Annotated in this window: 11 protein-coding genes and 1 pseudogene; 9 read left to right on the top strand and 3 right to left on the bottom strand. The window is 56.0% G+C overall.

Going from position 1 to position 13,441, the window contains the following annotated elements; genetic code table 11:
• Window positions 1-4 precede the first annotated feature (4 nt).
• From AAIR21_RS03755 to AAIR21_RS03765, 3 genes and pseudogenes are all read left to right on the top strand, one after another.
• Window positions 5-1,087 (top strand): HlyD family secretion protein, encoded by a 1,083-nt coding sequence (locus AAIR21_RS03755; RefSeq protein WP_434679992.1) that lies wholly within the window; start codon window positions 5-7, stop codon window positions 1,085-1,087.
• Window positions 1,084-2,463: pseudogene (locus tag AAIR21_RS03760) on the top strand (efflux transporter outer membrane subunit). The gene AAIR21_RS03755 and the pseudogene AAIR21_RS03760 overlap by 4 nt, the downstream one beginning before the upstream one ends.
• Before the next feature lie 88 nt (window positions 2,464-2,551).
• Entirely contained in the window at window positions 2,552-3,211 is a 660-nt protein-coding gene (locus AAIR21_RS03765; protein WP_044857164.1) for an O-methyltransferase, read from the top strand.
• Between the two features lie 43 nt (window positions 3,212-3,254).
• Here the strand turns inward: AAIR21_RS03765 and hrpA are convergent, their stop codons facing one another.
• Window positions 3,255-7,157, bottom strand: a complete 3,903-nt coding sequence (gene hrpA, locus AAIR21_RS03770; protein WP_014169971.1) for an ATP-dependent RNA helicase HrpA — start codon at window positions 7,155-7,157, stop codon at window positions 3,255-3,257.
• Between the two features lie 205 nt (window positions 7,158-7,362).
• Here hrpA and azoR point away from each other — a divergent pair, with 205 nt between their 5' ends.
• Both azoR and AAIR21_RS03780 read left to right on the top strand, forming a co-directional pair.
• Complete coding sequence (gene azoR / locus AAIR21_RS03775; RefSeq protein WP_025204253.1) at window positions 7,363-7,968, top strand: FMN-dependent NADH-azoreductase; 606 nt, start codon at window positions 7,363-7,365, stop codon at window positions 7,966-7,968.
• Window positions 7,969-8,064: 96 nt separating this feature from the next.
• Window positions 8,065-8,748, top strand: coding sequence for an RluA family pseudouridine synthase (locus AAIR21_RS03780; RefSeq protein ID WP_078774015.1), 684 nt, complete (start codon window positions 8,065-8,067; stop codon window positions 8,746-8,748).
• 7 nt (window positions 8,749-8,755) lie between these two features.
• Here the strand turns inward: AAIR21_RS03780 and AAIR21_RS03785 are convergent, their stop codons facing one another.
• Window positions 8,756-9,295 (bottom strand): DUF2058 domain-containing protein, encoded by a 540-nt coding sequence (locus AAIR21_RS03785; protein WP_014169968.1) that lies wholly within the window; start codon window positions 9,293-9,295, stop codon window positions 8,756-8,758.
• A gap of 171 nt (window positions 9,296-9,466) precedes the next feature.
• Between AAIR21_RS03785 and AAIR21_RS03790 the strand changes: the two genes are divergently transcribed.
• Both AAIR21_RS03790 and AAIR21_RS03795 read left to right on the top strand, forming a co-directional pair.
• Window positions 9,467-10,441, top strand: coding sequence for a DUF1852 domain-containing protein (locus AAIR21_RS03790; protein WP_063215369.1), 975 nt, complete (start codon window positions 9,467-9,469; stop codon window positions 10,439-10,441).
• Window positions 10,442-10,467: 26 nt separating this feature from the next.
• The gene (locus AAIR21_RS03795) at window positions 10,468-11,496 is read left to right on the top strand and encodes a methionine synthase (RefSeq protein ID WP_025204256.1); all 1,029 of its coding nucleotides are present in this window, start codon (window positions 10,468-10,470) and stop codon (window positions 11,494-11,496) included.
• A 3-nt stretch (window positions 11,497-11,499) separates the two neighbouring features.
• On the opposite strand, the gene AAIR21_RS03800 is transcribed toward AAIR21_RS03795, so the two are convergent.
• Entirely contained in the window at window positions 11,500-12,432 is a 933-nt protein-coding gene (locus AAIR21_RS03800) for a LysR family transcriptional regulator (protein WP_025204257.1), read from the bottom strand.
• Between the two features lie 99 nt (window positions 12,433-12,531).
• On the opposite strand from AAIR21_RS03800, the gene AAIR21_RS03805 reads away from it, so the two are divergent.
• Together AAIR21_RS03805 and AAIR21_RS03810 are read left to right on the top strand one after the other, a co-directional pair.
• Window positions 12,532-12,966: a DMT family transporter gene (locus AAIR21_RS03805; protein WP_032670472.1), complete on the top strand. Its 435-nt coding sequence runs from the start codon at window positions 12,532-12,534 to the stop codon at window positions 12,964-12,966.
• 4 nt (window positions 12,967-12,970) lie between these two features.
• Entirely contained in the window at window positions 12,971-13,441 is a 471-nt protein-coding gene (locus AAIR21_RS03810; protein WP_148575705.1) for a DMT family transporter, read from the top strand.

The following is a 13,441-nucleotide window of genomic DNA, read 5'->3' on the forward strand; positions in this document are numbered from 1 at the left end:
TGTTATGAGTCAGCAGGATGCCGCTAAAGAGCAGGCCAACACCCGTAAAAATGTCCGTATCGTTTCGGTTTTCACCGCGGCAGCAATCGGTATTGTCGGCGTAATGGTGATCCTCTACGCCTGGCAGCTACCCCCGTTTACCCGCCACTCGCAGTTTACTGATAATGCCTACGTGCGCGGACAGACGACCTTTATCAGCCCGCAGGTTAACGGCTATATCACTGAGGTGAAGGTGCAGGATTTCGACCGGGTCAAAAAGGGCGAGCTGCTGCTGCAGATTGATGACCGTATCTACCGCCAGCGGGTGCATCAGGCCGAAGCGCAGCTGGCGATGAAGATTGCCGCCCTGAACAACAACCTGCAACAGCGCAAAAGCGCCGAAGCGGTGATCGCCAAAAACGAAGCGGCTCTGAAAAATGCCCGCGCCCAGAGTCTGAAATCCCAGGCGGATTTGAAACGCGTAAAGGACCTGACGGCGGATGGTTCACTGTCTATCCGTGAGCGCGACGCCGCGCTGGCAAGCGCAGCCCAGGGCAGCGCCGACATTGACCAGGCGAAAGCCACGCTGGAAATGTCGCGCCAGGATCTGCAAACGGTGATCGTCAATCGCGGCGCGCTGGAGGCGGATGTAGAAAACGCCAAAGCGGCGCTGGAGCTGGCGCAAATTGACCTGCAAAACACGCGCATTGTGGCGCCACGCGACGGCCAGCTTGGTCAGATCGCCGTTCGTCTGGGAGCTTACGTTACCGCCGGAACCCACCTCACCACCCTCGTGCCGCCTCAGCACTGGGTGATCGCCAATATTAAAGAGACGCAGCTGGCGGAGCTTCGGGTGGGTCAGCCGGTGAAATTCACCGTCGATGCGTTAAATGATAAGGCCTATCAGGGCCGCGTGGAGAGCATCTCTCCGGCAACCGGCGTTGAGTTCAGCGCCATCACGCCGGATAACGCCACGGGTAACTTTGTCAAAATTGCCCAGCGTATTCCGGTGCGAATTGAAGTATTGGGTGACCAGGAAGCCTATCAGCTTCTGCGTCCGGGCATGTCGGTGCAGGTGACCATTGATACGCGGGAGGCGAAGCAATGACCCTTCGCCCGATAGCCGTTCTGATGATGATGACCGTGCTGGCCGGTTGCCAGTCGGTCGACGTGAAACCGGCGCAGCCGTCGCTGCACATCCCCACACAATGGCGAGCAACAGCAGGCCCGGCAAGCCCTGCAGAACAGCTCTGGTGGCGTAATTTCCACGACAATAATCTGAACCGCTATGTGGACCTGGCGCTTAAGAACAACAGCGACGTGCTAATTGCCCGCGAACGGATTAACGAGTATCAGGCGCGGGTCTACGCGGCCGACGGCAGCCTGTTTCCGTCGCTGGATGCTGGCGTCACGGGCACCCGCGCCCGGACACAATCTGCTGCCACCGGTCTGCCGATCTACAGCAGCCTGTATAAAGGCAGCCTCACCGCCAGCTATGATGTCGATATCTGGGGCGTAAACCGCAGCACCGCGAATGCGGCTGAAGCCTCGCTGGACGCGCAGAAAGCCGCGGCGGCGGCAGCAGATCTTACCGTGGCGTCCTCGGTCGCCTCCGGCTATATCACTCTGCTGTCCCTCGATGAACAGCTTCGCGTTACCCGCTCCACGCTGAAGTCCCGGGAAGAGGCATTCACTCTCGCTAAACGCCAGTTTGAAACGGGCTACAGTTCACGCCTGGAGCTGATGCAGTCCGACTCCGAACTGCGCTCCACGCGGGCGCAGGTTCCCCTGCTGCAGCATCAGATTGCACAGCAGGAGAACGCCCTGAGCCTGCTGCTGGGGAGCAACCCGGGCGAGGTCGCGCGCAGTGAAAGCTTTGCGGCCCTGACGCCCCTGACATTGCCCTCGCAACTGCCCTCCTCGCTGCTTAATCGCCGTCCGGATATTGTGCAGGCTGAAAAGCAACTGGTTGCGGCTGATGCCTCGCTGGCTGCCTCACGCGCCAGCCTGCTGCCGTCGATCAACCTGACCGCAACCGGATCGATATAGGATCGCACGCTCTCCGGCTTACTCGACAACCCGCTGCAGCTCTGGAGCGTCGGCGGCAGCATTCTTGCTCCGCTGCTCAACCGCCAGGCGCTGAACGCACAGGTGGATATTTCGCAGTCCCAGCGCAACCAGGCGCTTTACAGTTATGAAAAAACCGTCCGTAACGCCTTTGCCGAGGTCAATAACAGTCTTGATGCCATCACGCGCTATCAGGAACAACTGACGGAGCTGCTTGCCCAACAAGATGTGGCGCAAGAGACGCTGCGCATAGCGCAAAACCGCTATCGCAACGGCTATTCGTCGTACCTGGATGTGCTGGATGCCCAGCGCACGCTGTTCTCGGTACAAACCAGCGTCGTGCAGGTCAAAAATAACCTGCTGCTGGCGCAGGTTGATTTGTACAGAGCACTGGGCGGAGGCTGGAGCAACGCGTGACCTGATACCCCACAGGCCCTCTCCGGCATGGAGGGGGCGAAAACCGGATCGCAGCGCAACCCGGTGTTTGCCACTCAGGAGTCAATCTATGCAACAACAGTGGTCTGCAGTCGATAATTACATGATCTCTTCACTCATTCCCGAGGATGATATCCTCCAGCGGGTGCTGGAAAACAACCAGCGTGCTGGTTTACCCGAACATGATGTCGCGGCCAATCAGGGGCAGCTGCTGGCGCTTTTTGTCCGCATGACGCAGGCACGGCGGATCCTTGAAATCGGCACGCTGGGCGCCTACAGCACTATCTGGATGGCGCGTGCGCTGCCACCTGACGGGAAGTTGATCACCCTCGAAGCGGACCCCATCCATGCCCGCGTTGCACGGCAGAATATCCAGCTGGCGGGGCTCAGCGATCGGATTGAGCTCATTGAAGGCCAGGCGCTGCACTCTCTTGAACACATCGGTGATATTCCGCCGTTCGACCTGATTTTTATCGATGCCGATAAGCCAAACAATCCAGGGTATCTGGAGTGGGCACTGTACTACTCACGCCCGGGAACGCTGATCGTCGGGGATAATGTGGTTCGGGACGGCGAAGTGATTAACGCGCAAAGCGACGATGCCCGCGTACAGGGCGTCAGACGATTTATTGAGATGATCGGGGATAACCCGCGCCTGACGGCGACCGCGCTACAAACGGTGGGCAGTAAAGGATGGGATGGCTTTACCCTGGCCGTGGTGAATCGCTAAACGCAGATGCCCTCTCTCACAGAGAGAGGGCGAACACCCGACGTTACGCCGAAATCTGCTCCATTGCCTGCAAAATACGCTTATCCGAAATGGGATACGGCGTACCGAGCTGCTGGGCAAAGAAGCTGACGCGCAGCTCTTCAATCATCCAGCGGATCGCCTGCACGTCTTCATCGTCACGGCGCGCTGGCGGCAATTTGTTGAGCCACTGCTGCCATGCCTTCTGCACGCTTTCCACTTTCAGCATCTGCGCGCGGTCACGATGCGGATCGATAGCCATTTTCTCCAGACGTTTTTCGATCGCCTGCAGATAACGCAACGTATCGCCAAGGCGTTTGAAGCCGTTGCCGGTAACGAATCCACGGTACACTAACCCGGCCATTTGCGCTTTCACGTCCGACAGCCCCAGCGCCATGGTCATATCCACGCGCCCTTTCAGGCGTTTGTTGATATTGAACACGGTGGTGAGGATCTGCTCGACCTGTTTCGCAATGTCGACCACGGTGTCGTTCAGTTCTGCCCTGACTTTCTCGTGCAGTACCGCAAACTCCGCTTCTGACCAGACCGGACCGCCCGCCTCGTGGATAAGCTTGTCTACGCCACAGGAGATGCAGTCGTCAATCAGATCCAGCACTTTACCGTACGGGTTAAAGTAGAGGCCAAGCTTGGCTTTGTTCGGTAACTTCTCGTGCAGATATTTAATCGGTGACGGAATATTAAGCAGCAGCAAACGACGCAGACCACGCCACATCATCTGCTGTTGTTCCTGTGGATTATCAAAGAGTTTGATGGCCACGCTGTCACGCTCATCCACCAGTGCAGGCCAGGCCTTCACCCTGTAGTTGCCGCGTTTTTGCTCATAGCTTTCCGGAAGCTCTCCAAAGCTCCAGATGTGCAATCCGCTCTGCTCGATACCGTCATCAGCCACCGCAGAAAGCGTCTCCTGGACTTTACCTTTCAGCGCCTCTTTCAGTTCGGTCAGCGATCGGCCTTCCTGCAGCTTTTTGTTTTTGTCGTCCACCACGCGGAAGCTGATTTTCAGGTGATCGGGCACCTGATCCCAGTGCCAGTCGTCGCGGTCGACGGTTACGCCCGTCATGCGCCTGAGCTCACGCTCCAGCGAATCCAGCAGCGGCAACTCCAGCGGCGTTACGCGGCCTAAAAACGCTTCGGCATAGTTTGGCGCAGGCACAAAGTTACGACGCACCGGTTTTGGCAGCGATTTGATCAGCGCAATCACCAGCTCGCGACGCAGCCCCGGAATTTGCCACTCGAATCCGCTCTCTTCGACCTGGTTTAACAGCGGCAGCGGAATGTGTACGGTGACGCCATCCGCATCCGCGCCAGGCTCAAACTGATAGGTCAGACGCAGCTTGAGAGAGCCCTGATGCCAGAAGTTCGGGTAATCGAGTTTGCTGACCGACTCCGCCCCCTCTTTGATCAACATGCTCTTTTCAAAGTTGAGCAGGTCCGGGGTCTCTTTGCTGGCCTTCTTCCACCAGCTGTCGAAGTGGCGGGCAGAAATCACATCGTGGCTGATACGCTGGTCGTAAAACTCAAACAGCGCCTCGTCGTCGACCAGAATGTCGCGGCGACGGGATTTATGCTCAAGCTCTTCCACTTCGGCACGCAGTTTGAGGTTTTCACGGAAGAACGCATGACGCGTCTGCCAGTCGCCCTCCACCAGCGCGTGACGAATAAACAACTCGCGACACAACGCGGGGTCTATCTGGCTGTAGTTAACCTTGCGCGCGCCAACCACCGGCAGACCGTAAACGGTCACTTTTTCGGTCGCCATCACCGCGCCCTGCGCGCGCTCCCAGTGCGGTTCACTGTATGAGCGCTTCAGCAGGTGCTGGGCAACAGGTTCAACCCACTCAGGATCAATGCGCGCCGCAATGCGGCCCCACAGGCGGCTGGTTTCCACCAGTTCGGCCACCATGGTCCATTTAGGCGGTTTCTTGAATAAACCGGACCCCGGGAAGATGGAGAAACGGGCGTTACGCGCCCCGGTATACTCCTGCTTGTCGGCATCCTTCATCCCGATATGGGAGAGCAGACCGGTCAGCAACGCAATGTGAATTTCGCGGTACTCCGCCGGTTCACTGTTAACCGGGATGCCCAGCTCTTTCACCACCTGACGCAGCTGCGTGTAGATATCCTGCCACTCGCGCACGCGCAGATAATTGAGGAAATCGACGCGGCACTGGCGGCGGAACTGGTTCGACGACAGCGCTTTCTGCTGCTCGCCGAGGTAGTTCCACAGGTTCACAAAGGCGAGGAAGTCGGACTCTTTATCGTGGAACCGACGGTGTTTTTCATCAGACGCCTGCTGCTTGTCCATCGGACGCTCGCGCGGATCCTGAATCGAGAGCGCGGAGGTAATGATCATTGCTTCACGCACACAGCCGTGTTTCTGTGCTTCCAGCACCATGCGCGCCAGACGCGGGTCCACCGGCAACTGGCTGAGCTGACGGCCCAGCGGCGTCAGTTTGTAGGCGCTAGCCTGCTCGTCGGTGGTGATGGCACCCAGCTCTTCCAGCAGGCGCACGCCGTCCTGAATGTTGCGCTTGTCCGGCGCTTCGACAAACGGGAACGCGGCGATGTCGCCAAGCCCTAGCGCAGTCATTTGCAGGATGACCGACGCCAGGTTGGTGCGCAGAATTTCCGGGTCAGTAAACTCCGGGCGCGACAGGAAATCGTCCTCGGAATAGAGGCGAATACAGATCCCTTCCGACACACGGCCGCAGCGGCCTTTACGCTGATTAGCGGAAGCCTGAGAAACCGGCTCAATTGGCAGGCGCTGAACTTTGGTGCGGTAGCTGTAGCGGCTGATACGCGCCGTACCCGGGTCAATCACATATTTGATGCCCGGCACGGTAAGCGAGGTTTCCGCCACGTTGGTGGCGAGCACAATACGACGTCCGCTGTGCGGCTGGAACACGCGGTTTTGTTCGCTGTTTGACAGGCGCGCATACAGCGGCAGAATTTCGGTATGGCGAAGATCGCGCTTGCTGAGGGCGTCAGCGGTATCGCGAATTTCCCGTTCGCCGCTCAGGAAAATCAGAATGTCGCCCGCGCTTTCATTTCCCAGCTCGTCGACGGCATCAAAGATGGCCTGCAGCTGGTCGCGCTCGGTATCGTCCGCGTCTTCCACTATCGGGCGATAGCGTACCTCCACCGGATACGTTCGGCCAGAGACCTCGATAATCGGCGCATTGTTGAAATGCTTTGAGAAACGCTCCGGATCGATGGTGGCGGAGGTGATGATAATTTTCAGGTCCGGGCGACGCGGTAACAGTTCTTTCAGATACCCGAGCAGGAAGTCGATATTCAGGCTGCGTTCGTGCGCTTCATCGATAATGATCGTGTCGTACTGCATCAGCAGACGATCCTGCTGGATTTCCGCCAGCAGAATACCGTCAGTCATCAGCTTGACCATAGTGTTATCGCTAACGTGGTCGCTGAATCGCACCTTATACCCAATGCAGCCGCCGGGCTGCGTTTGCAGCTCTTCGGCAATACGGTTCGCCACGGTACGCGCCGCCAGACGACGCGGCTGGGTGTGACCAATCAGCCCTTTCACCCCACGCCCCAGCTCCATACAAATTTTCGGCAGCTGAGTGGTTTTCCCTGAACCGGTTTCCCCTGCGACAATCACCACCTGGTGGTCGCGCACGGCGTCAAGAATGTCCTGTTTTTTCTGACTGACCGGCAGGTTTTCCGGGTAGGTAATCTCCGGACGTGCGGCTTCGCGCAGCACGACTTTCCCTGCCGCCTGTTCAATCTCTTTCGCCATCTCCTGATAAATGGCCTGTTGTGCATCAGGATTTTTAACCTTCTTCACCCCGTGCAGACGGCGGGCAAACCGCTGTTTATCACGCAGCATCAGTGAATCAAGCTGTTGCAGGAGCATCGGGAAGGTTAATTTTTGTTGTTCTGTCATAGCGTTAACGGGCAGTGCACTGCCGGGTAAAATCTCTTTTTAATGATTGCTATAGAGTATCACATTGGCGCTTTGAGTGCCTTATTCAAAAAATTCGAACATAGACTTCGATATATTGCGCTATCCCTGCGACAGGATTGTGAATAGAGTGTCAACAAGCAACGGGGCAACCCCCTTCAATCAAATGCAAAAACAGGAATCACCCATGAGCAAAGTATTAGTATTGAAATCCAGTATTCTGGCAGGGTACTCACAGTCTGGTCAGCTCTCTGACTACTTCGTTGAACAGTGGCGTGAACAGCATTCTGCTGATGAAATCACCGTGCGTGACCTGGCTGCAAACCCGATTCCTGTGCTGGATGGCGAACTGGTTGGCGCGCTGCGTCCAGGCGACGCTCCCCTGACGCCACGTCAGCAGGAAGCCCTGGCCCTCTCTGACGAGCTGATTGCTGAACTGCAGGCGCACGACGTTATCGTGATCAACGCGCCAATGTACAACTTCAACATCCCTACTCAGCTGAAGAACTACTTCGACCTGGTTGCCCGTGCCGGCGTAACCTTCCGTTACACTGAAAACGGCCCTGAAGGTCTGGTGAAAGGTAAGCGTGCGATTGTACTGACCAGCCGTGGCGGTATTCACAAAGACACCCCTACTGACCTGGTTGCACCGTACCTGACTCTGTTCCTGGGCTTCATCGGTATCACCGACGTGAATTTCGTGTTTGCTGAAGGTATTGCCTACGGCCCGGAAGTTGCGACCAAAGCGCAGACCGACGCGAAAGCCGCTATCGACAGCCTCGTAGCCGCTTAATCATCCCCCTCTCACCGCCTGGTGGGAGGGTTTCTTACTGTCCCCACCGCTAAAAATTCGCTATCATCCGCACCCACTCTTCTGTCGGGCCGTCTGATGTCTGCGATTATAGATTCTTTTATTGCCCCACCGTGTCACGACGAGATCGAGATCCTCTGGCAGGACGAACATCTGGTCCTGATTAATAAGCCTTCCGGTCTGCTCAGCCTTTCAGGCAAAAATCCGCAAAACCGCGATTCAGTGCATTATCGACTGGTACAGACGTTTCCCGGCTGCACGCTGGTGCATCGTCTGGATTTCGGTACATCCGGGCTGATGGTCATTGCGCGCAATAAAGCGATTAACGCCGCTCTCTGTCACCAGTTCAGCCAGCGCGCCGTGCGAAAGGTATACAGCGCCCTGCTTTGCGGGCATGTGGAACACGACGAGGGCGTGATTGATGCCCCGATTGCTAAAGATCCGGCGCTGTTTCCGCTGATGTCGATTTGTGCAATTACCGGCAAACCCGCACGCTCACGCTATCAGGTGATGGACCGGTTTTATGATGCGGCACTGCCGTTGACGCGGGTCAGACTGACCCCGGAGACCGGGCGAACCCACCAGCTGCGTATTCACTGCCAGCAGTTGGGCTACCCTATTTTAGGCTGCGATCTGTATGGTGGTCTTGCACTGCCGGGCACCGAACCGATACCGCGGCTGATGCTGCACGCCAGCGAGCTGGATTTTGTGCATCCGGTCAGCGCAGAGGCAATTAACGCCCGTCACGCCGCACCGTTTTAAGCGCTGCTTACCACATCAAATCGTCAGGAATTTTGAAATCTGCGTACGGATCGTCTTCATCCTGCTCTTCCTGACTCAGGGCGCTGTTTAACACGATACTCTCGGCATCGCGCTGGGCGATTTTATCGGCCACCACTGCCGGGATAATCGCATAGTCGCAGTCGCCATTGGCATTAATCACCAGACGCGCAATCGCCAGGCGGCCATTGATCAGCTGGGCCTGCGTCTGCTTGTCGACCTCGATTTTTTTGATGAGGTTGCCGTCGGTAAAGTTAAAGGCGATGGTGCCTCTGGTCACGGTGATGCGGTTCATTTCTATCAGCTGCTTGACCTGCGCTTTAAACTCTTTCGCCAGCGTCGCCTGCTTCTGCTGCTCGCTCAGCTGCTTGTCACGCTCGAGCTGCGCTTTTTTATTCTCTTCTACTGCTTCCCTTGCTTCACGGGCCTGAACGCGCGATTTCTTGGCCGTGCGCTGAACTTTAGCCATCTTCTTACTGCTGACTAAGCCTGCTTTCAGCATCTGCTCTTGTAGGGTGAGTTTTGTCATGATCGTTTCTAAACCGTATTGAAATTTTGGGGATTATACCTGGAAAGGCGCTGTTCATGAAGATAGCTCATGTTGCAGTGAAATTAAGTCACTTCCCCTCCGTCACGGGCTCAGGCATAAATTATGCATTGGTAACTTCTTAGCAACAAGAACTTAGGATGTATAACGACGATGAGTAATGCTTTTACATTTAGCCTTAAGCGTAGTTGCTTTGATGAAAATTATAACCCTTCAGAAAATACGCGTACCACCACCAACTTCGCCAACCTGGCCCGTGGCGAAAAACGCCAGCAAAACCTGCGTAATACGCTGGTGATGATGAATAACCGTTTTAACGCGTTAGCGCGCTGGGATAACCCAAAAGCCGATCGCTATGCGCTCGAACTGGACATTATTTCTGTGGATTTGCATATCGGCGCTGAGAAGCCCTTCCCGGCCATCGAAATATTGCAGACAACGATCGTTGATAAAAAGACCCATGAGCGCATCGAGGGTATCGTTGGAAATAATTTCTCGTCCTATGTCCGCGATTATGATTTCAGCGTCTTGCTGCCGGAGCACAATAAAAATCAGTCCCGCTTCGCGATCCCGGATAATTTTGGTGAGCTGCACGGCACTATTTTCCGGCATTTCGTTAACTCACCTGAATACAAAGAGAACTTCAAAAAGGCACCGGTGATCTGCCTGAGCGTCTCCAGCAAAGACACCTACCGCCGCACGGGCAACCAGCACCCGGTGCTGGGCATTGAGTATCGTCCGGACGGTACATCCTTAACCGAGCAGTACTTCGGGAAAATGGGTCTGCAGGTTCGTTACTTTATGCCTGAGAATAGCGCAGCGCCGTTTGCGTTTTATTTCACCGGCGATTTATTACGGGATTACACCAACCTGGAGTTGATTAGCACCATTAGCACCATGGAGACTTTCCAGAAAATTTATCGCCCTGAAATTTACAATGCGAACTCGACTGCCGGAGAATGCTACCAGCCCGATCTGAATCATGAGGATCATTCATTAACAAAAATTGTTTATGACCGCGAAGAACGCAGCCGGCTGGCAATTGAACAGGGCAAATTTACGGAAGCGTATTTCATCAAGCCCTATAAACCTCTTCTTGAGCAGTGGTCAGGTCACAACACGCTTTAATTAATCGATAATAAAGGTCTTCTACTATGAAAACATTGCTCCCGACTTCAACGGCTGGCAGTTTGCCTAAGCCAACCTGGCTTGCGCAACCCGAAACGCTCTGGTCGCCATGGAAATTGCAGGATCAGGAATTACTTGCCGGTAAACAGGATGCGCTGCGTTTATCTCTGGATGAGCAGATCCGTGCGGGCATTGATATTGTCAGCGACGGGGAACAGACTCGTCAGCACTTCGTCACCACCTTTATTGAACACCTCAGCGGCGTTGATTTTGAGAACCGCCAGACCGTGCGAATTCGTAACCGCTATGACGCGAGCGTGCCGACCGTGGTGGATGCCGTCGCGCGTCAAAAACCGGTGTTCGTTGATGATGCAAAGTATTTACGCCAGCTCACGGATAAACCGATCAAGTGGGCTCTGCCCGGCCCGATGACCATGATCGACACCCTCTATGACGCTCACTATAAAAGCCGCGAAAAGCTGGCCTGGGAATTTGCCAAAATTCTCAATCAGGAAGCGAGAGAGTTAGAAGCGGCGGGCGTTGATATCATCCAGTTTGATGAACCGGCCTTTAACGTGTTTTTTGATGAGGTGAACGACTGGGGTATTGCCGCGCTGGAACGCGCCATCGAAGGTTTGCGCTGCCAGACCGCGGTCCATATCTGCTACGGGTATGGCATCAAAGCCAATACTGACTGGAAAAAAACGCTCGGTTCAGAATGGCGGCAGTATGAAGAAGCCTTCCCTAAACTGCAGACGTCCAATATCGACATCATCTCGCTGGAGTGCCACAACTCCCGCGTACCGATGGACCTGCTGGAACTGATCCGCGGCAAAAAGGTGATGGTGGGTGCCATTGACGTGGCGACCAATACCATTGAGACGCCAGAGGAAGTGGCCGATACGCTGCGTAAAGCGCTGCAGTTTGTCGATGCCGACAAGCTGTGGCCATCAACAAACTGCGGGATGGCCCCGCTCTCACGTCAGGTTGCCAACGGAAAGCTCAACGCCCTGAGCGCCGGCGCCGACATTATCCGTAAAGAACTCGGCGCGTAATCGCTACGTCTGCCAGTAAGGTGGGGTGCCGAAAAGCGCCACGTAATGATCAATCACCGCCCTGACGTTCAGGGGCGGGTGACGGGCGTGAGGATAGATCGCCGCAATGTTCAGCGGCTCGGTATTTATGGCGCACTCCCGTTCCGCGAGGAGTGCGACCAGTTCCCCCTTCTGCAGTCTGTCGCCAATCAGCCAGTCCGGAAACAGCACGATCCCCATCCCGCCCAGCGCGGCAATGAGCAGCGACTCCGCATTATTGGAGGTCATCAGCGGCACCACGGGGTAATGCACCCAGGCGTCCCCCTGACCTCGCACCAGCCAGCGATTGGGACCTGACGACCCGCGGTAGACCAGGCACCGGTGACGACTGAGGTCATCCGGCCCGTCTGGCACACCGTGTTTTCGCAAATAGTCCGGCGACGCGGCCAGATGGTAACGCTGCTGGCCAAAAACCCGCGCGTGAAAGGTTGAATCCGTCAGCATGCCGATGCGAAAGATAACGTCGGCGGCATCTTTGTGCGGGTCGATAAAGTCATCGGTCAGCGTCAGCTCTATATTCAGCCGGGGATACCGCGCCGCCAGTGCAGGCAGGCCAGGGGCAACGTGCCGCTGCCCAAAGTACACCGGGCCATTTATGCGCAGCGTGCCGGAAGGCTCCGTCGAACGCTCATCCAGCTCCCGACGCGCCTCCTCCAGGCTTTCCACCATCGCTCTGGCGTAGCGGATAAAAAGGTGGCCGCTTTCTGTTGGGATCACCGCCCGGGTATTACGATAGAAAAGTTGCTGGCCGAGCGCGTCCTCAAGCTGATGGATAACGCGTGAAACCTGCGAGGCAGACATCCCCTCCCGCCGGGCGACCACAGAAAAGTTTTGCGCTTCGTAAACCGCAATAAAAACCCGCAGCGAGCGGATATTCATATTTCCGGCATCAACCATTAGTGCATTTCCTGCAAAGGTGTTTCCTGCATTATGGCATTTTTCTCATCGATGTTCAGGGCTAGTCTGTTTCGCCTTCAGAACGTAGAGATAATGAATATGCAATGGTTGTTAATTTTACTGGTTATTCTCGGCGGCATGGGCCTCTCCGTAGAGGCTGGCTTGCTGGGGCCACTGGGTGGGGAAGTCGGCGATTTATGGGCCACGTTCAGTATTTTCGGTACAGGTGCCGCACTGACGTTTCTGCTGATGCTGTTTTTCAGCCCGCGTAACAGCCCGTCGTTTTTCGCACAGCCCGCATGGCAACTGCTCGGCGGCGTACTCGGGCCCGTTTACGTCGTCATTTTGACCCTCGCCACGCCAGCCATCGGCATCGCCCTGACGATGATTGGCATTCTGGCAGGTCAGGTCTTTAAGAGTCTTATCATTGACCACTATGGGTTGCTGGGCACCACGCCCAGAAAGATTAACGGTAAACGCATCATCGCGCTGCTTTTCATCATTGCCGCGCTGGTTCTGGTTGCACAGGGGTAACAAAATGACACTGATTATGATTATGTTGGCAGTGTGTGGCGGCGCGACGCTGAGCGTCCAGGCCGCCATCAACGGACAGCTGGGAAGCAGCGTGGGCGTCTTTAAAAGCGCGTTTCTGACGTTTTCCGTTGGTGCGCTGGTCACCGCCCTGCTGATCTTCTTCTTTGAACCCAAACAGGCCATTACCCTGATGGATGTGCCCAAATGGCAGCTGCTCGGTGCCCTGTTCGGCGTGCCCTACATTGTGATAATGGTACTGGCGGTACAACGTATCGGTACCGCCGTTGCCACGGTCGCGGTGATTTTCGGCCAGCTCACCATGAGCATGTTGATTGACAGCTTTGGCTGGCTGGGTAACGCGGTCATTCCGTTTTCGCTGAGCCGTCTCGGGGCCATCGTCTGCCTGGCCATTGCGCTGATCTTCATCTACCTCAGCAGCAAAAACCCCGCCGAACCGGCGCCCGGGAGCGAGTAA

The sequence above is a fragment of the Enterobacter sp. PTB genome, assembly GCF_051130085.1.
In the GTDB taxonomy this organism is placed as follows: Bacteria; Pseudomonadota; Gammaproteobacteria; order Enterobacterales; family Enterobacteriaceae; genus Enterobacter; species Enterobacter ludwigii.